18 protein-coding genes are annotated in these 19,251 nt (G+C 57.2%); 8 read left to right on the top strand and 10 right to left on the bottom strand.

Annotation, left to right across the window (positions count from 1 at the left end):
* Positions 1 to 9 precede the first annotated feature (9 nt).
* A complete protein-coding gene (locus K5Q35_RS06655; protein WP_013963964.1) occupies positions 10 to 999 on the bottom strand; it encodes an Hsp33 family molecular chaperone HslO in 990 nt (329 codons plus the stop codon).
* An 81-nt stretch (positions 1,000 to 1,080) separates the two neighbouring features.
* Here K5Q35_RS06655 and K5Q35_RS06650 point away from each other — a divergent pair, with 81 nt between their 5' ends.
* On the top strand, positions 1,081 to 1,530 hold the full coding sequence (locus tag K5Q35_RS06650; RefSeq protein WP_220798959.1) for an NUDIX domain-containing protein: 450 nt from the start codon (positions 1,081 to 1,083) through the stop codon (positions 1,528 to 1,530).
* Here the strand turns inward: K5Q35_RS06650 and K5Q35_RS06645 are convergent.
* Entirely contained in the window at positions 1,506 to 2,795 is a 1,290-nt protein-coding gene (locus K5Q35_RS06645; protein ID WP_220798958.1) for a PP2C family protein-serine/threonine phosphatase, read from the bottom strand. The two genes, K5Q35_RS06650 and K5Q35_RS06645, sit on opposite strands and share 25 nt — an antisense overlap.
* 144 nt (positions 2,796 to 2,939) lie before the next feature.
* On the opposite strand from K5Q35_RS06645, the gene K5Q35_RS06640 reads away from it, so the two are divergent.
* Positions 2,940 to 3,272, top strand: coding sequence for an Hpt domain-containing protein (locus K5Q35_RS06640; protein ID WP_013963961.1), 333 nt, complete (start codon positions 2,940 to 2,942; stop codon positions 3,270 to 3,272).
* Here the strand turns inward: K5Q35_RS06640 and K5Q35_RS06635 are convergent.
* Together K5Q35_RS06635 and ilvA are read right to left on the bottom strand one after the other, a co-directional pair.
* The gene (locus tag K5Q35_RS06635) at positions 3,269 to 4,063 is read right to left on the bottom strand and encodes an SDR family oxidoreductase (RefSeq protein WP_220798957.1); all 795 of its coding nucleotides are present in this window, start codon (positions 4,061 to 4,063) and stop codon (positions 3,269 to 3,271) included. The genes K5Q35_RS06640 and K5Q35_RS06635 overlap by 4 nt on opposite strands.
* A gap of 8 nt (positions 4,064 to 4,071) precedes the next feature.
* Positions 4,072 to 5,304 carry a threonine ammonia-lyase IlvA gene (gene ilvA / locus K5Q35_RS06630; RefSeq protein WP_220798956.1) on the bottom strand — a complete coding sequence of 411 codons (1,233 nt, stop codon included), beginning with the start codon at positions 5,302 to 5,304 and terminating at the stop codon, positions 4,072 to 4,074.
* Positions 5,305 to 5,432: 128 nt separating this feature from the next.
* On the opposite strand from ilvA, the gene K5Q35_RS06625 reads away from it, so the two are divergent.
* A complete protein-coding gene (locus K5Q35_RS06625; RefSeq protein ID WP_220798955.1) occupies positions 5,433 to 6,653 on the top strand; it encodes an argininosuccinate synthase in 1,221 nt (406 codons plus the stop codon).
* Between the two features lie 2 nt (positions 6,654 to 6,655).
* On the opposite strand, the gene K5Q35_RS06620 is transcribed toward K5Q35_RS06625, so the two are convergent.
* Positions 6,656 to 7,354: an HAD family hydrolase gene (locus tag K5Q35_RS06620; RefSeq protein ID WP_220798954.1), complete on the bottom strand. Its 699-nt coding sequence runs from the start codon at positions 7,352 to 7,354 to the stop codon at positions 6,656 to 6,658.
* Between the two features lie 192 nt (positions 7,355 to 7,546).
* Here K5Q35_RS06620 and msrA point away from each other — a divergent pair, with 192 nt between their 5' ends.
* Positions 7,547 to 8,209 (top strand): peptide-methionine (S)-S-oxide reductase MsrA, encoded by a 663-nt coding sequence (msrA, locus tag K5Q35_RS06615; protein WP_220798953.1) that lies wholly within the window; start codon positions 7,547 to 7,549, stop codon positions 8,207 to 8,209.
* Here msrA and K5Q35_RS06610 read toward each other — a convergent pair.
* Both K5Q35_RS06610 and K5Q35_RS06605 read right to left on the bottom strand, forming a co-directional pair.
* On the bottom strand, positions 8,206 to 9,078 hold the full coding sequence (locus tag K5Q35_RS06610) for a ribokinase (RefSeq protein WP_220798952.1): 873 nt from the start codon (positions 9,076 to 9,078) through the stop codon (positions 8,206 to 8,208). The two genes, msrA and K5Q35_RS06610, sit on opposite strands and share 4 nt — an antisense overlap.
* On the bottom strand, positions 9,078 to 11,333 hold the full coding sequence (locus K5Q35_RS06605; protein WP_220798951.1) for an NADP-dependent malic enzyme: 2,256 nt from the start codon (positions 11,331 to 11,333) through the stop codon (positions 9,078 to 9,080). Before K5Q35_RS06605 ends, K5Q35_RS06610 begins: the two co-directional genes overlap by 1 nt.
* Before the next feature lie 135 nt (positions 11,334 to 11,468).
* Between K5Q35_RS06605 and mutS the strand changes: the two genes are divergently transcribed.
* Positions 11,469 to 14,105, top strand: coding sequence for a DNA mismatch repair protein MutS (gene mutS / locus K5Q35_RS06600; protein ID WP_220798950.1), 2,637 nt, complete (start codon positions 11,469 to 11,471; stop codon positions 14,103 to 14,105).
* Between the two features lie 27 nt (positions 14,106 to 14,132).
* Here mutS and K5Q35_RS06595 read toward each other — a convergent pair whose 3' ends face one another.
* Both K5Q35_RS06595 and hrcA read right to left on the bottom strand, forming a co-directional pair.
* Complete coding sequence (locus K5Q35_RS06595) at positions 14,133 to 14,696, bottom strand: nucleotide exchange factor GrpE (RefSeq protein WP_013963952.1); 564 nt, start codon at positions 14,694 to 14,696, stop codon at positions 14,133 to 14,135.
* A 9-nt stretch (positions 14,697 to 14,705) separates the two neighbouring features.
* Positions 14,706 to 15,770, bottom strand: a complete 1,065-nt coding sequence (gene hrcA, locus K5Q35_RS06590; RefSeq protein ID WP_013963951.1) for a heat-inducible transcriptional repressor HrcA — start codon at positions 15,768 to 15,770, stop codon at positions 14,706 to 14,708.
* Positions 15,771 to 15,883: 113 nt separating this feature from the next.
* Here hrcA and rph point away from each other — a divergent pair, with 113 nt between their 5' ends.
* The 3 genes from rph to hemW are packed head-to-tail and all read left to right on the top strand — an operon-like array spanning position 15,884 to position 18,355.
* Entirely contained in the window at positions 15,884 to 16,597 is a 714-nt protein-coding gene (rph, locus tag K5Q35_RS06585; protein ID WP_220798949.1) for a ribonuclease PH, read from the top strand.
* Positions 16,594 to 17,205: an RdgB/HAM1 family non-canonical purine NTP pyrophosphatase gene (gene rdgB / locus K5Q35_RS06580; protein ID WP_220798948.1), complete on the top strand. Its 612-nt coding sequence runs from the start codon at positions 16,594 to 16,596 to the stop codon at positions 17,203 to 17,205. The genes rph and rdgB overlap by 4 nt, the downstream gene beginning before the upstream one ends.
* Complete coding sequence (gene hemW / locus K5Q35_RS06575) at positions 17,198 to 18,355, top strand: radical SAM family heme chaperone HemW (RefSeq protein WP_220798947.1); 1,158 nt, start codon at positions 17,198 to 17,200, stop codon at positions 18,353 to 18,355. Before rdgB ends, hemW begins: the two co-directional genes overlap by 8 nt.
* Here hemW and K5Q35_RS06570 read toward each other — a convergent pair.
* Positions 18,352 to 19,245 carry a ParB/RepB/Spo0J family partition protein gene (locus tag K5Q35_RS06570; RefSeq protein ID WP_220798946.1) on the bottom strand — a complete coding sequence of 298 codons (894 nt, stop codon included), beginning with the start codon at positions 19,243 to 19,245 and terminating at the stop codon, positions 18,352 to 18,354. The two genes, hemW and K5Q35_RS06570, sit on opposite strands and share 4 nt — an antisense overlap.
* Positions 19,246 to 19,251: the final 6 nt, after the last annotated feature.

Genomic DNA, 19,251 nt, shown 5'->3' with positions numbered 1-19,251 from the left:
CGCGCCAGATCAGTCACCCGTCTGGTCATCTGTGGCCTCAAACCCAACGGTTTCCGGGTCAAGATCATAGTGCGCGCCACAAAACTGGCAGTCAGCGGTTACGCGACCTTCATCCGTGGTCATCGTTTTAATGTCACGCGCAGAATAAATGGACAGGCTTTGGCGCACGCGGTCCTCAGAACACGAGCAGCCAAACCGCACCACCTGCGCGTCATAGACGCGCGGTATTTCTTCGTGAAAGAGTCGCAGAAGCAAGTCGTTCGGCGCGACTGTCGGCCCGATCAACTCCATTTCCTCAACTGTATCGAGCAAAATGTTCACTCTGTTCCAGTTCTCTTTCTCATCCCCCTCCACAAGGTCGGAAGGTTGCAGAACATCCCCACTGCCGTCTCCTTGCGCAACAAACGGCGATGCTTTGGGCATGTGCTGCAGCATGATACCGCCACCGCGCCAGTGTTCACCCACCTGCGGTTGCGTCGAGCGTCCGAAGCTGAGCGAAAAGCGCGTGGGCAACTGTTCGGATTGCGCGAAATAGGCCTCGGCACAGGCCGCGAGAGAGTCACCCGCAATAGGCGTGATCCCTTGATAAGGCTTCATTCCCTGACCCTGATCAATCATTATCGCGAAATACCCCTCACCGATCTGATCAAAAGGTGTGCCATCGGTTAACCGCGTTTCGTCGTAGCTGGCGTATGCGCGGATGCGGGCAGCGCCACCGGCTTCCTCCGGACCATAGTAGTCGGTCGAGATCATCCGGACCGGCCCTTTGGACTGAACCTGAAGTTGCAGCTTCCAGCGCAGTTTGACCGTTTGACCAATCAAAGCTGTCAGCAACGCCATCTCAGCAACCAATGCCTCGACCTGCGCGGGGTAATCATGCTGCTTGAGAATACCGTCCAGCGCACCATCCAGACGGGCGACCCGCCCGCGGATATCGCTTGCATCAAGCTGGAAGGGCAGAACAGTGTCGTCCCACGCGATCTTATGTCCAAGTGTCATTGGGGTTTCCTTATGGCCAGGCGATTGGCATACCGCGTCCATATAAGGGCCTCAACCCTGATGAAAAGAGGAGAAGCCAGAATGATACCGAGGGTCGGCCATGCGCCAGAAGCAAACCGTCGTTATACCGCGCGTCCCGGCACCTACGCCATATTACCCCTCAAGGATCGGTTTTTGTTGACGCTACAAGTCGCGGACAGGCTTGATGTTCAGCTGCCAGGCGGGGGAATTGATCCCGGCGAACACCCTTTGCAGGCCCTGCACCGCGAGGTGATGGAGGAAATCGGCTGGCGCATTTCGCGACCTCAAAAGATGGGTGTTTTTCGGCGGTTCACCTATATGCCGGATTATGACCTCTGGGCTGAAAAAATCTGCCATATCTATGTGGCGAAGCCCGTTTTGCAGATTGCCGATCCTATTGAAGAAGATCACGAAACACTGTTGCTACCGGCAGATCAGGCCATAGATGCGCTGGGCAATGATGGTGACAGGTTGTTTTTGTCACGTTACGTCTCGCTGGGATCGGGCTGAAACTCAAACATGATACCTGACACGTCATCCGGAAAGTCCGAGGTTCCAGCAAACTCGCCTAGTTTCCACATCAGTGTTTCAAACAAGGCTGGGCCAGTCACATGATGCATCTCGCGCAGGTACGTTTCGAGCCCCTCTTCGCCCAGCATCTGACCTGTCGTGTTCGGACACTCCGTCACGCCATCTGAAAAGATTACCAGACGGTCTCCCGGTTCCAGCGTCATTTCGAATTCTTCAAAGGTCACGTCCGGCATCAGACCAACCGGAAACCCTCCGGTGCCTTTTTGTACGATGTCGCCGGATTTCCGCTGTATAATAGGATGCGGATGCCCGGCTTGTCCAAGCCTCACCTCGCCTGTTTTGAGGTTGATGTCGGCCAGCATCAGCGTGAAATAATGCTCCGTCTCCATTTCATCGAGAACCATTTCGTTCAGGGTTTCGATGGCCTCAAACAAGGGACGTGATCGGTAGGAGCCGTCTTCGGTCTTCTCCAGCGCGATGTTTTGATCCGGCGCACTCCCGGATAGATACCCCGCCAAGCGCGCCGTCATCAGCGCCGAGCTGATGCCATGCCCGGAAACGTCGAGCGAATACAGACCCAGATGCCCGTCACCAGCGGAATAGTGCCCCACAAGATCGCCGCCGACGTGACCGCTGGACCTGAGAAAGAGGGACAAATGGCTATCGCCGATTTTCTTGAACCGCTCGGGTATCAGCGATTCCTGGAGTTTGTTTGCTTCAATCAAATCATTGTCAAGCGAATCATACAGGCGTTGCAGCTCTTTCAGCGTGTCACCAATGACGCGGTTCTTTTGCGTCAGTTCCAGTTGCATCTTGAGAATACGCTCGCCCGCCGTGATCCGTGCGCGCAACTCGTTACCGTTCACGGGCTTGGTCAGGAAATCATCTGCGCCCGCGTCCAATCCTTCAGCGACGTCGTTCTTTTCGCTCTTGGAGGTCAGCAGGATGAAATAACCGTAGCTATCCGACGTCAACGCCCTGAATTCTTTGCAAAACTGAATGCCATCCATCGTCGGCATCACCCAATCACTGATGACCAATTCGGGGCGCTTCGCGATACAGATATCCAACGCCTCTTCGCCAGAGGCCGCTTCGATCACGTCATAGCCCCAGCGCACCAACGAACTGGACAGGATTTTCCGCTGAAGCCGACTGTCATCCACGACCAGAATAAGCCGTTTTTCCACGACCTCCGTCTGGGGTGGTTGTGAGGGTTCAGGGGAAAGCGAAGCGGACATTTGCATACCATTTCTTGGAATCCCGTCCAGAAATATCTGCGGACCCTTAAGGTGAAGTGAACGGTAAAATTGAACGCAAAACAGACAGGTTCTAAACACAGATTTAGGAATTCAACGTCATACCCGCGAAATCATGCATAGGATAACGAGATGATCGATTGGGACCGTGTTGCCGCATTGCGAGAAGAAGTCGGCGAGGAAGACTTCGATGAAGTTGTCGAGCTTTTCTTGCAAGAGGTCGACGAGGAGATTGAGACCCTCGCGGCGCAGTCGCCTCAGGATGGGTTGTCGGAAAAGCTACACTTTCTGAAGGGCAGCGCACTCAGCCTGGGGTTTCGCGAATTCTCTGGTTTGTGCCAAAATGGCGAAGCGGCCTTGGCCAAGGATCCCACCGCACATGTTGATGTGGCGGAGCTGCATAGTAGCTATCAATCCTCCCGAAGCTCTTTTCTAAGCGACCTACCCAAAAAATTTGCGTGCTAAACGAGTTTGTAAAACCTCTGTGGCAGCGCATCGCCAAACTGTTTGATGGACCGCGCGCGGAGGTTTTGCATCCCCGAAACCCAACGGTCATGGTCTTCAGCACGCGCCAGCGCATATTTTTGTACCTCAGGATGTGGCAACACGAGGAACTGGCGCGCAGCCATGGCATGAAGCACGCAGCTTGCAACGTCGTCCGCCGTCAGCAAAGACTGCCCCTCCGCCGCCTCTGCATTCATTAAACCAATCATAGGCGTCGCGACGTACTGCGGGCAGACCAGCGATACGTCAATTTTATCATGCGCATGTGCGATGGCGATCGATTCCGCAAAGCTAACCGCAGCATGTTTGCTTGCCGAGTATGCCGCATCGCCGATCTGATTCAAAAGCCCCGCCGCAGAGGCAATATTGACCAGATACCCACCACCGCGCGCCGCCATCAAAGGGATGAGAAAACGCGCAGCGTAGACATGCGCCATGAGGTTAACGGACAAACAACGCGCCCAATCAGCATCATCACCCATTGACGACCCGGCACTCATGACACCGGCGTTGGACACAAAGACATCAATCGGCCCGACCTCACGTTCGACCCTTTGGATTGCATCTTGCAAATCCTGCTGGACGCTGACGTCACATTTGACAAACGCCGCGATGTTCACCCCGGAGGCAGGCGCACCGGCGATATCAAACACACAGACCTGTGCGCCCAGCGCCTCAAACAATCGAACCAACGCAGCGCCGATGCCGCTGAGGCCACCGGTTACAACCACTGTTTTGCCGGTATAGTCCATGAAAGCCCTCAAATTACAAACTGAGCAAGGGTCTCGTCATTTGTGATATCCGTATAGGTGAATCCCGCGTCCTCAATCCGCTGGAACATATCAATGAAGTTGTGCGGATCATCCGTTTCGATCCCAATGAGCACGGAACCAAAATTGCGGGCTGACTTTTTCATATACTCAAACCGGGTGATATTGTCCTGCGCCCCCAGCGTTTGAAGAAAATCTTTCAATGCCCCGGGTCGTTGCGGCAAGCGTAGGATAAAGTACTTTTTCAACCCGGCGTAGCGTTGCGCGCGCTCTTTCACCTCGGGCAACCGTTCGAAATCAAAATTCCCCCCGGAGGCGATACAAACAACTGTTTTTCCTTTGATGGCATCGGAAATTTCCGCGAGCGCCTCGACCGCGAGCGCACCCGCAGGTTCCAAAACGATGCCTTCGATGTTCAGCATTTCGACGATGGTGCCGCAAATGCGATCTTCAGACAGGTCGATAATATCGTCCGGCGCAACATCATGCAGCCTTGCAAATGTACGCGCGCCGATCTTGGCAACCGCGGCGCCGTCGACAAAGCTGTTGATGGGCGACACATCCACGGGTGCGCCCTCGCTCACCGCGGCGGCAAGGCTCTTGGCGCCTGACGGCTCTACAAATGTGTATTGCGTATCCTGCTGGAAATAGCTGCGTGTTCCGGCGGACAAACCGCCACCGCCCACCGGCAGAACGATGCGATCGGGGGCACGGCCCAGTTGATCCAGGATTTCCGTCGCGACCGATGCCTGCCCTTCGATCACGTCCTCATCGTCAAAAGGGGACAGAAAATGCGCATTCTCCTGTGCGCAAAACGTCTGCGCCTGCGCCAGTGTCTGGTCAAAATAGTCACCCACCAGCCGAACTTCGACGAAGGCGCCGCCGAAAACTTTCGTTTTCATCACCTTTTGATCAGGCGTTGTCACCGGCATGAAAACCACGCCGTGCACACCGAAGTGTTTGCACATAAAGGCAACGCCCTGCGCATGATTGCCCGCGCTGGCACAGACAAAAACATCATGCGCAGGGATCACTTTGCGCATGGCGTTGAAAGCGCCGCGCAGCTTGTACGATCTGACGGGGCTTAAATCCTCGCGCTTGAGCCAGATGTCAGCATCGTATTTTGCGCTCAGCAGATCATTGCGCATCAACGGCGTCGCAGGAAAGACATCGCGCATGGCAAGGGTTGCAGCATCGGCACTTTGGCGGAACGGAGTGGTCATCTTGAGCCTTTTGATAGGTAATCCATTGTCGATACGCCGCACCCCTGCTCAGGTCAACGCAGGCTTCATTCTTGCCGACGACTTCAAAACCCGTTAGGCCGCTTGGCAAATCGAAAAGGAAGATTTCCATGTCCGCGCCAAAAAAAGTTGTGCTCGCCTATTCAGGTGGCCTTGATACCTCCATCATTCTCAAGTGGCTGCAAACGGAATACGGTTGCGAAGTCGTGACCTTCACTGCCGATCTGGGACAGGGTGAAGAGCTTGAACCCGCCCGCGCCAAAGCCGAGATGATGGGCGCATCCGACATCTACATCGAAGACGTGCGCGAAGAATTCGTGCGCGATTTCGTCTTTCCAATGTTCCGCGCCAATGCGGTTTACGAGGGGCTGTACCTGCTGGGCACGTCGATCGCGCGCCCCTTGATTTCCAAGCGTCTTGTCGAAATCGCGGAAGAGACCGGCGCGGATGCCATCGCCCATGGCGCAACCGGCAAGGGCAACGATCAGGTGCGGTTCGAACTGGCCGCCTATGCGCTGAACCCGGACATCAAGGTCATCGCCCCCTGGCGTGAATGGGATCTGTCCAGCCGCACCAAACTGATTGATTTTGCAGAGAAAAATCAAATTCCGATTGCCAGGGACAAACGCGGCGAAGCACCGTTTTCCGTCGATGCCAACCTGCTGCACACCTCCTCCGAAGGCAAGGTTCTCGAAGACCCCGCCGTGGATGCGCCCGACTATGTCTATCAGCGGACCGTCAACCCCGAGGATGCGCCAGACACGCCCGAGTATATCGAGATCGGTTTCGAAAAAGGCGACGCGGTCAGCATCAATGGTGAGGCGATGTCCCCCGCCACGATCCTGACCAAGCTGAATGAGATCGGCGGCAAACACGGCTGCGGGCGTCTTGACCTTGTTGAGGGGCGTTTTGTCGGGATGAAATCGCGCGGTATCTATGAAACACCCGGCGGCACGCTTTTGCTCGAAGCGCATCGTGGAATCGAATCGATCACGCTGGATCGCGGGGCCATGCATCTCAAGGATGAGTTGATGCCACGCTATGCTGAGCTCATCTACAATGGTTTTTGGTTCAGCCCCGAGCGCACGATGCTGCAAGCCGCAATTGACGCCAGCCAGACCCATGTCACCGGCACCGTGCGTCTCAAGTTGTACAAGGGTCTTGCCCGGACCGTCGGACGTTGGTCTGATCATTCGCTCTATTCAGAGGCGCACGTGACCTTTGAAGATGACGCAGGGGCCTATGACCAGACCGATGCCGCAGGCTTTATCCAGTTGAACGCCCTGCGCCTCAAACTGCTGGCAGCGCGGGACCGTCGCCTGAAAAAGTGACACTAATAGACGGTTTTTAACGCTGCAAGCTGCTCGTAATAGGGTAAGGCAGCGTCGCAAAGATCCTGAAGGTGGGGCGCCAACACCGGCATCTCCCCTTCGGGACCGGCAAACCCCGTGCTGCGGTGCACCGCGCCATACCAATGCGCAGCCCAGACACCATCATCGCGCCGCGCACCCGCAGGCCAATTCAGCATCGCAGGATCAAACGGCAGATTGATGGCCGCGCACAGCGCTGTCAGACTGCGTTCTGGGTCTGCGCGAATGTCAAAACTGTCGATCACCACGCCGCCCACCTGCTGAAACAGCGCCAACTGCTGCGGATAGCCGATCATCTCCAGCGTCAGTTCGTCCCATTTCGCGGCATAGCTCGCGATCACCCGTGCGGGATGACGGATCAGATGCACATTCACGCATTCCCGCGCCCAATCCATCGGGAAACCATCCAACATATGATGTGGCATGTGCTTCATATAGACATGCGGCGTGGTCTGCGGGGCCAGACACAGGGCTGCAACCGCCTCCGGATCGTTTTCATGAGCGCGCAGAATTTCGTCCCGCATCGGGTGTTCAGTACCCGTCGCAGCCAGAAAGGGCGCGTAAAACGGCTCGTCCATGATCGAGAAATCAGACCGCGCGCCAAAGCTGTACATCATCGCTGTTGAGAGGTTTCTGGGTCCCGACCACATGGCAATACGCATTACGACACCAACCTTGCGTCGTGTTTTATTTCAAAACCCATGATGTGATCCTCTGGAAGTGTTGCAAAGCACCGTAAAAATGCCGGTACAGGCTATCAAGATGTAAACTGTTTTCACCTGCGCGTGAAAGAGCATGAATATACATTGCGCGATGATCGCAATCTCGTCACCCTTGCTGCAAGGAGACACAAAATGCTGAACATTTCATCCCTTAAAACCTATGCTTTGGCCGGTATGATTGCCCTTGGGCTGTGCGTTCAAGGCACGCAGAGCCACGCAGCCGAGCTTGAGACGATCACCGTCGCAGGCGGGTGTTTCTGGTGTGTCGAATCCGATTTCGAACGCGTGACCGGCGTGAAAGAAGCCGTATCCGGGTTCATGGGGGGGTCAGTTTCAAATCCCACCTACAAGAAAGTCACCAGCGGCGGCACCGGCCATTACGAGGCTGTGCAGATCACCTTCGACCCTGACGTGGTCAGCCGCGACACGCTTTATGCAATGTTCTTCAGATCAGTTGACCCCACGGATGCAGGCGGGCAGTTTTGCGACCGGGGTGAAAGCTACCGCACCGCAATTTTCGCAGAAACACCGGCGCAAGCCGCCGCTGCGTTAACCGCCAAGGCGAATGCAACCGCCGCGTTGGGTGTTCCCGTCGTGACGCCTGTGCTGGACGCCTCGACCTTCTATCCCGCAGAGGCCTATCATCAGGATTACTACAAAGGCGCGCGATTGGTGATCACCCGCTTTGGCCCCAAACGACAGGCGTCTGCCTATAAAGCCTATCGCGAAGCCTGCGGGCGCGACGACCGCGTCAAGGAACTCTGGGGTGCGTCTGCCCCCTTCGTGGGCGGCTAACCCAGCCGCATATCCTGAATTTCTTTCAGATCGGGAATGACATCCGCCGTTCCAACCCGCGTCACCATCAATGCCGCCGCTCGCGCGGCAAGATCAATCGCCTGCGCCATCGGCATACCACGATCCAGCCCCGCAATCAGATAGCCAGTGAAGGTATCGCCCGCGCCGGTCGTATCAACGGGGGTGACATCCAGCGCCGGGAACAGGCAAGGTTCAGCCCCGCGCGACAGCCACTTGCAGCCCTGCGATCCCATGGTCACGATGACATCAGAAACCGGCAAATCGCCTATGTCAGAGCCTGTTTGTGCGCTCAGTTGCGCCGCTTCAACTGCGTTGAGTACGAGCAGATCGAGATGCGCCATCACGGCACTCACGGCTGTCGCATCAAACGGGGCCGCGGCGTAGATTACCCGCAGGCCCAGTTTTCGCGCTGTCTCTGCGCCATAAGCCTGACCGCTGGTTTCATTTTGGGTGACAAAGCTGTCGCCGGGCGAGGCCTCGGCCAAAGCCGCACCGATCATCGCATCCGTAATCACGCGGTTTGCGCCGGCGAAGACCACGATGTCATTCTCGCCCGCTTCATCGACGCAAATGTTTGCGTGACCTGTGGGTTCATCCACCCGTGCGATGTGGCGCGTATCAACACCATATTCCAACAGCCGCTCCGACGCCCATGCACCGTCGGGACCAACCGCGCCGATATGGAACACGCGCGCCGCCGCGCGGGCGGCCGCCACGGACATATTCGCGCCCTTCCCGCCCAGGCCTTGGGAAAAACCGGTCGCGGTCAGCGTTTCACCCGGGCCAACCAGATGCGGTACGCGATACACGTTGTCGGCGTTAATCGACCCGAGGTTATAGATCGCCATCAGCCGACCTTGCAGGCCGCCAACACGGCCATGTTCAGGATGTCATTTGCCGTCGCCCCGGTTGAACAAATCTGAATAGACCGATCCACACCCGCAAGGATCGGCCCAATCACCGTCGCCCCCGCCATTTCCTGCATCAATTTCACCGAGATGCTGGCAGAATGGCGCGCGGGCACGACAAGGATATTCGCAGGGCCCGTCAGTCTGGAAAACGGATAGCTCGCCTGCACCGTTGCGTTCATTGCAACATCGACGGTCATCTCGCCTTCGTATTCAAAGGTCACACCGCGCGCGTCCAGAACTTTGGCCGCATCCGCCATTTTGGTTGCCCGTTCCGAAACCGGATAGCCAAAGGTCGAAAAGCTGACGAAGGCGACACGCGGCTCCAGCCCCATGTTCCGGGCAACGGTCGCTGCGCGTTCGGCGATATTGGCCAGATCGACCTCATCGGGCCATTCCTGAACCAGCGTGTCCGCGATGAAAACGATCCGCCCCTTGTGCAGGATTGCCGTGATCCCCGCAGCACCACTTTTGACGTCCGCGTCAAAGACGTGGTTGATCCGGTCCATGATATGCGCCGATTTTCGGGTCGCCCCGGTGACAAGCCCGTCCCCATGTCCATGCGCGAGCATCAGTGCGGAAAACACGTGCCGGTCCCGCGCCGCAAGCCGGTGAATGTCCTGCGCGTCAAAGCCGCCCCGGTTCAGCCTGCTATAGAGAAAATCCTTGTAGGTATCGAGGTGCGTCGTGTTGGCGGCATTCACGATTTCAATCTCGCGCACCGCGTCGGGCATGCCGGCCTGCTCCAGCTTTTCTTTCACATCTTCCTTGCGGCCAACGACCAGCGCTTTACCCAAACCAGAGCGTTGATACATCACCGCCGCGCGCAACACGCGCGCATCATCCCCTTCGGCAAAGATCATCCGGGCCTGATTTGCCCGCGCGCGCGCATTTATGCCGCGCAAGATGCTCGCCGTCGGGTCCATCCGTGTCTTGAGCGATAGCTCATAGGCTTCCATGTCGATGATCGGGCGGCGCGCGGCCCCTGTGTTCATACCCGCCTTGGCCACGGCGGGCGGCACACGGTGGATCAGACGCGGGTCAAACGGCGTCGGAATGATGTAATCCCGCCCAAAGGACAGGTTTTTGCCATAGGCCAGTGCGACCTCATCCGGCACATCCTCGCGCGCCAGCGCTGCAAGGGCGTGGGCGCAGGCAATCTTCATCTCGTCATTGATCGCGCGGGCATGAATGTCGAGCGCGCCGCGAAAGAGGTACGGAAACCCGAGAACATTGTTGACCTGATTGGGATAGTCACTGCGGCCCGTGGCAACGATGGCATCCGCGCGCACGGCATGCGCCTCTTCGGGGGTAATTTCGGGATCAGGATTGGCCATGGCAAAGATCACAGGATCTTCGGCCATGCTGGCAATCATGTCCTCTGTCACCGCCCCTTTGACGGACACACCAAGAAAGACATCCGCCCCCTTCATCGCTTCTTCCAGCGTGCGTGCCTCGGTGGCGACCGCATGGCCTGACTTCCACTGGTTCATGCCCTCGGCACGGCCCTGATAGATCACCCCCTTGGTGTCACACATGATGCAGTTCTGATGCCGCGCGCCCATCGCCTTGAGCAATTCGAGACAGGCAATCCCCGCCGCCCCGGCCCCGTTCAGGACAATGCGCACGTCTTCGATCTTCTTGCCCGACAGGTGCAGCGCATTGATCAAACCTGCGGCACAGATCACTGCGGTGCCGTGTTGGTCGTCGTGAAAGACGGGGATGTCCATCTCTTCCTTCAGGCGCTGTTCAATGATGAAACACTCAGGCGCCTTGATGTCTTCAAGGTTGATGCCGCCAAAGGTCGGCCCCATCAGTTTGACCGCATTGATGAAGGCATCGGTGTCTTCGGTATCCAACTCGATGTCGATGCTGTTCACATCGGCAAAACGTTTGAACAAAACCGCCTTGCCTTCCATCACGGGTTTGGACGCGAGCGCGCCCAGATTGCCCAGCCCCAACACCGCCGTCCCGTTCGAGATCACCGCCACAAGGTTACCCTTGTTTGTATAATCATACGCCGTCTCGGGGTTGGCCGCGATTGCCTCACAGGGCACCGCAACGCCGGGCGAATAGGCAAGGCTCAGATCCCGCTGCGTCGTCATCGGTACGGTGGCCGTTACCTCGAATTTTCCGGGGGTCGGCTCCAGATGGAAGGCGAGCGCCTCTTCTGCGGTAACGCGGGTCTTTGTCATCGAATTTCGCCTTTATTGGTGATCTGAGCCATCAATCCTTATCTTAGGCAGCTCAGCGCCTCAAGCAGGCTGCGTTTGTGCTTTTCCCCCCTGCCGACGATTTGTAAGGTCACGCGAACCGCGGGGGATTATTCAATGACCGTCACGCCCATGATGGCGCAATATCTCGACCTGAAGGCAGACTACGCCGATGCGCTGCTGTTTTACCGCATGGGTGATTTCTACGAGATGTTCTTTGAGGATGCCGTCGCCGCTGCCGAAGCGCTGGATATTGCGCTGACCAAACGTGGCAAACATGACGGTGCTGACATCCCGATGTGCGGCGTGCCTGTCCATGCCGCCGAAGGATATCTGCTGACACTCATCCGCAAGGGGTTTCGGGTTGCTGTCTGTGAGCAGATGGAAAGCCCGGCAGAGGCGAAAAAACGCGGTTCCAAATCTGTGGTGAAACGCGATGTTGTGCGGCTGGTGACGCCGGGAACCCTGACCGAAGAAACCCTGCTGGAGGCGCGGCGCAACAACTATCTGACCAGTTTTGCCCAAGTTAGAGACGCACAGGCCCTCGCATGGGCTGATATTTCGACCGGTGCTTTTCATGTCATGCCCCTCTCCACGCTGAAACTTGGCCCGGAGCTTGCGCGCCTCGCGCCGTCGGAATTGATCTGTTCGGAAAGCGCAGAGAATGACCTGCGCGAGATTGCCGACGACTTTGGCATTGCACTGACGGGCCTTGCCCGCGCGTCTTTTGACAGCACCTCGGGGGAGCAGCGGATCTGCGATCTCTTTGGAGTGGAAACGCTGGATTCCTACGGCGCATTCACGCGCGCTGAGGTCGCGGCGATGGGCGGGATTATCCAATACCTCGACATCACGCAAAAGGGTAAACTGCCGCTGCTGCGACCCCCACAAAGGGAAACCGAAAACCGAACCGTTCAGATTGACGCCGCCACCCGTCGCAACCTCGAACTGACGCAGGCGCTGTCGGGGGGGCGGGCCGGGTCCTTATTGGCCGTGATTGACCGGACGATCACCGCCGGCGGTGGCCGTCTGATGTCGGCACGCATTGCCAGCCCGTCGCGCGACCTTGAAACAATCACTAACCGGCATGATGCTGTTTCTTTTGCGCAAGATCGGCACGATCTGTGCAGCACCCTGCGCGATCACCTGCGCAAGGTGCCCGACCTTGATCGCGCACTGTCACGCCTGTCACTGGATCGTGGTGGACCTCGCGACATGGCAGCGATACGCAACGGGTTGACGCAGGCCGCGGTCCTCTTTGCCACCCTGTCATCGGATGATCTGCCCATACTTTTGGCCGGTTCGGTCAATGATCTGTCCGGCCACGAGCGGCTGATTGATCGGCTCGACACCACGCTGGTCGCGGAGCCACCGTTACTGGCCCGCGATGGCGGCTTTATCGCTGCGGGGTTCGACGCAGAACTGGATGAGGCACGCAGCCTGCGGGACGAAGGGCGCGGCGTGATCGCCAAGATGCAGCAGGAATTTGCCGCGCTGACCGGCATCACATCGCTGAAAATCAAACACAACAATGTCTTGGGCTACTTTATCGAAACGACGGCCACACATGCCGAAAAGATGTTGTCCCCGCCCATGTCGGAAACCTTCATCCACCGGCAGACAACCGCCAATCAGGTGCGATTCACCACGGTTGAATTGTCTGAGCTTGAAACAAAGATCCTGAACGCGGGCGGGCGCGCGCTGGAAATCGAAAAGCGTCTCTATGAAACGCTAAAATCGGATATTCTGGCCTGTTCCGCCCGGATCGCGCAGACCGCATCCGCACTGGCAGAGCTTGATTTGACTGCGGCTCTCGCGACCCTTGCCACGACAGACGGATGGGTGCGCCCCAAGGTCGATAACAGCCGGGCCTTTGCCATTGAAAACGGGCGTCACCCTGTTGTGGAACACGCGCTGCGCCAGCAATCCGGTGATCCCTTCATCGCTAATGACTGCGACCTTTCTGCCGAAGGGGACACTGCGCAAATATACCTGCTGACCGGTCCGAATATGGCGGGTAAGTCGACGTATCTGCGGCAAAATGCGATCATCGCGCTACTGGCGCAAATGGGCAGTTTTGTTCCGGCTTCATCCGCGCATATCGGTCTGGTCAGCCAACTGTTCAGCCGTGTGGGTGCTTCGGATGATCTGGCACGTGGGCGGTCGACATTTATGGTCGAAATGGTTGAGACCGCTGCCATTCTAAATCAGGCGGACGACCGCGCGCTGGTGATCCTCGATGAAATCGGGCGCGGGACGGCGACATATGACGGCCTGTCCATCGCCTGGGCCACGCTTGAGCACCTGCATGATGTGAATAAAAGCCGCGCGCTGTTCGCCACGCATTACCATGAAATGACCGCGCTGGCGGGCAAGCTGACCGGCGTTGAAAATGCAACGGTGACCGTAAAAGAGTGGGAGGGGGATGTCATTTTCCTGCATGAGGTCAAAATGGGCGCAGCGGATCGATCTTACGGTGTGCAGGTGGCGCAGCTTGCAGGTCTGCCGCCTGCGGTCATCACACGCGCACGCGCCGTGCTTGAGATCCTTGAAAAAGGCGAGCGCGAGGGTGGCGCGACACATAAGACGCTGATCGACGATCTTCCGCTGTTTTCCGTAGCCCCCGCCCCTGCACCAACTCCGGCGAAAGCTTCGGCGGTTGATGCGCAACTGGCTGAGATTCACCCGGATGAACTAACACCCAAACAAGCGCTTGAACTGCTGTACCAATTGAAAGAGGCGGCCAAATCCTGACCGCCCCCTGAAACTCGTCGCCGATGTTTAGCCCGCAGGTGTGGAAGAAACCCCAACCTGCGCTGGACGTAGCAGTCGGTCGTGCAGCATGAAGCCTTCGGCCGCGACCTGAATGATATCACCGGCTCTGGTGCCGGGCACAGGGGCTTCAAACATCGCCTGATGGTGCTGCGGATCAAACCGGTCCCCAACCTCTGGCGCGATCACTTCGATACCGTGCTTTTTGAACACGCTGAGCAATTCGCGCATGGTCAGCTCAATGCCCTCCAGCAGGGCGGCGTTTTGTTCCCGCTGCTCATCGGTGACGGCCTCAAGCGCGCGTTTCATGTTGTCATACACAGGCAGCATGTCGCGGGACAGCTTGGATCCGCCATAGTTTTCAGCTTCGCGACGGTCTCTGTCCGAGCGCTTGCGTGCGTTTTCGGCATCCGCCAAGGCCCGCATGAAGCGATCCTTTAGCTGATCACGCTCAGCACGCAGCTGTTCGACCTCAAGCGCCTCTTCATCAATCTCTTCCATCTCTTCCGCATAGGCGTCCGCCTCGGCATCTTCGATGTCATCCAGGAAATCTTCGTTCTTCGGCTCTGCCATCTTAACCCTCTAGCTCCGATCAGCGATCAATTTACCAACCAGTTGCGCCGTGTAGTTCACAATTGGAACAATACGGCCGTAATTCAATCTCGTCGGACCAATGACACCGACGGCACCAATGATCTTTCGATCAGCGTTCATATATGGGGAAACCACCAGAGAGGAACCCGAAAGTGAAAAAAGTTTGTTTTCAGAGCCAATAAAAATGCGCACACCGTCGCCTTCTTCGGTTCGCTCAAGAAATTCGGCGATATCACGCTTGCGTTCAAGGTCATCAAACAACAGGCGAATGCGCTCGAAATCCTCTCCTTCGCCATCCTCGGTCAGCAAATTGGACCGACCCCGCACGATCAAACGCTCATTCTGATCGCCCTCGCCTTCCCAAACGGCCATACCGCTTTCCACAAGAGCCTGCGCCAGCGAATCAATTTCCTGTCGCCGGTTCCGAATTTCCTTTTTTATCGCGCCATGCACTTCGCTGAGCGTCTTGCCCTCAATCAGCGCGTTCAGGAAATTGGCCGCCTCGCGCATGGAGCTGGGTGTCTGACCTGCAGGCGGCGAAAAGAGGCGATTCTCAACGTGACCATCGGCAAAGACCAACACCACCAACGCGCGTTCAGGCGACAGCGATACAAATTCGATGTGCTTGATCGGCGCTTCGTGTTTGGGGGTCATCACCAGCGACGCGCCTTGCGTCACACCCGACAGCGCGGAGCCGACACGATCCAGAAGACCACTCACGTCTTCGGCGTTTGACGACATGGTCGCGTCGATTTTCTCGCGGTCCGTCTCATCCGGGTCACCGATTTCCAACAGGCCATCAACAAACATGCGCAATCCCATCTGCGTCGGAATTCGCCCCGCGCTGATATGCGGGCTATCCAGCAGACCGAGGTATTCGAGATCCTGCATCGTATTGCGTATGGTTGCGGCACTTACCTTTTCGCTGAAATCACGCGTCAGGGTGCGCGACCCCACCGGGGCGCCATCTGCCAGATAGCCCTCAACCACGCGCCGGAAAACCTCGCGCGAGCGTTCGTTCATCTCTCCCAGAATATTCGGCACATCATTCATAGCTGATCCCTATACCAAATTTGATAAAAGCATAAACCACAGAGTTTTCAATCGGGGTTGCATCGGGACCGTTCGGCCCTGTATCGACATGACGCACATGTAAAGGAATTCCAATGCGTCCCTCTGGTCGAGAACTGAACGAAATGCGCGCCGTTTCTATTGAAACTGGTTTCACCAAGCACGCCGAAGGGTCGGCGCTGATCAAAATCGGGGATACCCATGTTTTGTGTACAGCTACGATTGAAGACCGCGTGCCACCTTTCATCAAGGGATCCGGTTTAGGTTGGGTCACGGCAGAGTACGGCATGCTGCCCCGGGCGACGAACACGCGGATGCGGCGCGAATCCACGGCGGGCAAGCAAGGCGGGCGTACCGTTGAAATTCAGCGTCTGATCGGGCGCAGCCTGCGCGCCGGTGTTGATCGTGTTGCCTTGGGCGAACGTCAGATCACGGTGGATTGCGATGTTTTACAGGCGGATGGCGGCACGCGCTGCGCCTCTATCACAGGTGGCTGGGTCGCACTGCGTCTGGCGGTCAACAAACTGATGAAAGCGGGCGATGTGATCAGTGATCCGCTGGTTGATCCGGTTGCTGCGATCAGCTGTGGCATTTATGCAGGTCAGCCCGTCATGGACCTGGATTACCCCGAAGATTCAGAAGCTGGCGTGGACGGTAACTTTATCATGACCGGCACAAAACGGCTGATCGAAGTGCAGATGAGCGCCGAAGGGTCCACCTTTTCACGCGATCAGATGAACCAGTTGATGGATTTGGCTGAAAAAGGCGTCGGGGAACTGGTGACCGCGCAACGCGCTGCGACTGCATGACGCGGAAATTCGACGGCACCCGCATTCTGATTGCAACGCATAACGCGGGCAAGCTCGAAGAGATGCAGCAACTCTTTGCGCCCTATGGTGTGGATGTCGTCGGTGCGGCAGAGATGGGTCTGGCCGAGCCGGAGGAAACCGAGACCACCTTTATCGGCAACGCGCGCATCAAGGCGCGTGCTGCTGTTGCGGCCACGGGGTTGCCGGCTTTGGCCGACGACTCAGGGATCGAGGTCGAAGCCCTGAATGACGCTCCGGGGGTCTATACTGCCGATTGGGCAGAAACCCCCAACGGTCGGGATTTTATCATGGCGATGACCAAAACGCATACCAAGCTGGAAGAAATCAACGCCCCCCACCCGCGCCGCGCCCGTTTCAGAGCCACGCTCGTGCTGGCATGGCCCGACGGGCATGACGAGGTGTTTGACGGGCGCGTCAACGGCACCCTCGTCTGGCCAATACGCGGGAAAACCGGTCACGGGTATGATCCGATGTTTCAGCCTGGCGGCCATGACATCACCTTTGCGGAAATGGACCCGGAACAGAAAAACCGCATCAGCCATCGTGCGGACGCTTTTCAAAAACTGATCGCAGGCTGTTTTGGCTGAAGATTGGGAAAACGGTGGGTTTGGCCTCTATATCCATTGGCCTTACTGTGAAGCCAAATGCCCCTATTGTGATTTTAACAGCCACGTTGTGCGTCAAATTGATCAGGCAGCATGGCGCGATGCCTATCTGGTTGAGCTTCGCCGTGCGGCGGCTGAAACGCGGGGTCGTGTCCTGCGGTCCGTGTTTTTCGGGGGTGGCACCCCCAGCCTGATGGACCCGGATACGGTTGCGGATGTGATCCGAGAAATTCGCGCGCTCTGGCCCGTTGCGAATGATCTGGAAATCACCTTGGAGGCAAACCCAAGCTCGGTCGAAGCTGGTCGCTTTGCCGCATTCCGTGAAGGCGGTATTACCCGGATTTCGATGGGCATTCAGGCACTGAACGATGATGACCTGCGCCGCCTCGGCCGCATCCATACGGTCAAAGAGGCGCAGACAGCGTTTGATATCGCGCGTTCAACATTTGAGCGTGTCAGCTTTGATTTGATCTATGCGCGGCAGGGTCAAAGTCTGCAGGCTTGGGAGCAGGAATTGAAACAGGCGCTGGATATGGCGGTGGATCATCTGTCTCTTTATCAACTTACCATAGAACAAGGCACCGCATTCGGTGACCGCTACAACGCCGGAAAATTGCGTGATCTGCCTGATGAGGACCTCAGCGCCGATCTGTACACACTGACGCAAGATCTCTGTGGTGCGGCGGGCATGCCGGGCTACGAGGTGTCCAACCACGCGCGCGACGGGGCGCAATCGCGGCACAATCTGATTTACTGGCGCTATGGTGATTATCTTGGGATCGGTCCCGGTGCGCATGGGCGCCTGACGGTGAACCGCCAGCGATGGGCGACGGAATGTCATTCCAATCCAAACAGATGGCTCAATAGTGTCGCGGGCAAAGATGCTGAAAATCCACGCGCGGCCCTCACGTCACAAGATCAGGCCAGCGAGTTCCTGCTGATGGGGCTGCGTCTGAAAGAAGGTATCGACAAGAACCGCTATGAGGCGCTGTCGGGTAAACCGCTGGATGCGAATGCGATTTCAGACCTCGTAAATCTTGGCATGATTTCAGACTCTGAAAACAGATTAGTTGTTTTAGATCAAGGGTTTATAGTTTTAAACGCTGTCATTTCCCGCCTGTTGGAAGGTTAAGAACCGCCTAGAATCCGGCATAACTCGTCCAGATCATCCAATGATTTGTAATGCAGCGTCATCTGCCCGCTTTCAGCACCCGGTTTGTGAGAAAGCTCAACCTTCATGCCAAGATTCGCAGATAAGTCACCCTCAAGTGCCTTCGTGTCCGCATCCTTCTCCGGGGTCGGGCTTGCCGCGGCGCGTGGTGTTTCAGCAGGGCCTGAGCGCTCTTTCTTGACCAAGGCCTCCGCTGCACGCACCGAAAGACCGCCCTTGACGATCTGTTGCGCCAGTTTGAGAGGGTCCTGCGCCGGGATCAGCGCCCGCGCATGCCCCGCGCTGAGCGCGCCCTGGCGCACCATCTGCAGAACGGCCTCCGGCAGGCCCAACAACCTCAGAAGGTTTGCGATATGGCTGCGGCTCTTACCCAAAGCTTCGGCCATCTTTTCCTGCGTATGACCAAATCGATCCATAAGCTGGCGGTACCCCGCAGCCTCTTCAATGGGGTTGAGATCAGCGCGCTGAATGTTCTCGATAATCGCAACCTCGAGGACCTCAACATCCGTGAATTCGCGCACAACCACTGGCAGTTCGTGAAGCTGTGCACGTTGGGCCGCCCGCCAGCGACGTTCACCCGCGACAATCTCAAACTGATCCGCGCCGGTTTTTCGAACGATCAGCGGCTGGATCACGCCCTTTTCTTTGATGGAGGCTGTCAGATCATCAAGATCGCGGTCTTCAAATAGTTTCCGAGGTTGATCCGGATTCGGTGAAATCTGATCGATTGGTATCTTGTGATTTGAACCGGGCGCACCGGGACCTGCAGCGGTTTCCGCCTCCGCCACATCCGACATCAGAGCCGATAACCCTCGCCCCAATCCGCGCTTCCGATCTGTCCCGCCTGCCATATCCGC

The sequence above is a fragment of the Roseobacter sp. OBYS 0001 genome, assembly GCF_019654895.1.
Classification (GTDB): Bacteria; Pseudomonadota; Alphaproteobacteria; order Rhodobacterales; family Rhodobacteraceae; genus Roseobacter; species Roseobacter litoralis.
Note: the sequence above shows the minus strand (reverse complement) of the source record. Positions and strands in the feature narration are given on the sequence as shown.

Excerpts from the sequence above, each read along its gene's own strand:
- K5Q35_RS06655 (WP_013963964.1), bottom strand. The coding sequence starts at position 999 with ATGACACTTGGACATAAGATCGCGTGGGACGACACTGTTCTGCCCTTC.
- K5Q35_RS06650 (WP_220798959.1), top strand. The coding sequence starts at position 1,081 with ATGATACCGAGGGTCGGCCATGCGCCAGAAGCAAACCGTCGTTATACC.
- K5Q35_RS06645 (WP_220798958.1), bottom strand. The coding sequence starts at position 2,795 with ATGCAAATGTCCGCTTCGCTTTCCCCTGAACCCTCACAACCACCCCAG.
- K5Q35_RS06640 (WP_013963961.1), top strand. The coding sequence starts at position 2,940 with ATGATCGATTGGGACCGTGTTGCCGCATTGCGAGAAGAAGTCGGCGAG.
- K5Q35_RS06635 (WP_220798957.1), bottom strand. The coding sequence starts at position 4,063 with ATGGACTATACCGGCAAAACAGTGGTTGTAACCGGTGGCCTCAGCGGC.
- ilvA (WP_220798956.1), bottom strand. The coding sequence starts at position 5,304 with ATGACCACTCCGTTCCGCCAAAGTGCCGATGCTGCAACCCTTGCCATG.
- K5Q35_RS06625 (WP_220798955.1), top strand. The coding sequence starts at position 5,433 with ATGTCCGCGCCAAAAAAAGTTGTGCTCGCCTATTCAGGTGGCCTTGAT.
- K5Q35_RS06620 (WP_220798954.1), bottom strand. The coding sequence starts at position 7,354 with ATGCGTATTGCCATGTGGTCGGGACCCAGAAACCTCTCAACAGCGATG.
- msrA (WP_220798953.1), top strand. The coding sequence starts at position 7,547 with ATGCTGAACATTTCATCCCTTAAAACCTATGCTTTGGCCGGTATGATT.
- K5Q35_RS06610 (WP_220798952.1), bottom strand. The coding sequence starts at position 9,078 with ATGGCGATCTATAACCTCGGGTCGATTAACGCCGACAACGTGTATCGC.
- K5Q35_RS06605 (WP_220798951.1), bottom strand. The coding sequence starts at position 11,333 with ATGACAAAGACCCGCGTTACCGCAGAAGAGGCGCTCGCCTTCCATCTG.
- mutS (WP_220798950.1), top strand. The coding sequence starts at position 11,469 with ATGACCGTCACGCCCATGATGGCGCAATATCTCGACCTGAAGGCAGAC.
- K5Q35_RS06595 (WP_013963952.1), bottom strand. The coding sequence starts at position 14,696 with ATGGCAGAGCCGAAGAACGAAGATTTCCTGGATGACATCGAAGATGCC.
- hrcA (WP_013963951.1), bottom strand. The coding sequence starts at position 15,770 with ATGAATGATGTGCCGAATATTCTGGGAGAGATGAACGAACGCTCGCGC.
- rph (WP_220798949.1), top strand. The coding sequence starts at position 15,884 with ATGCGTCCCTCTGGTCGAGAACTGAACGAAATGCGCGCCGTTTCTATT.
- rdgB (WP_220798948.1), top strand. The coding sequence starts at position 16,594 with ATGACGCGGAAATTCGACGGCACCCGCATTCTGATTGCAACGCATAAC.
- K5Q35_RS06570 (WP_220798946.1), bottom strand. The coding sequence starts at position 19,245 with ATGGCAGGCGGGACAGATCGGAAGCGCGGATTGGGGCGAGGGTTATCG.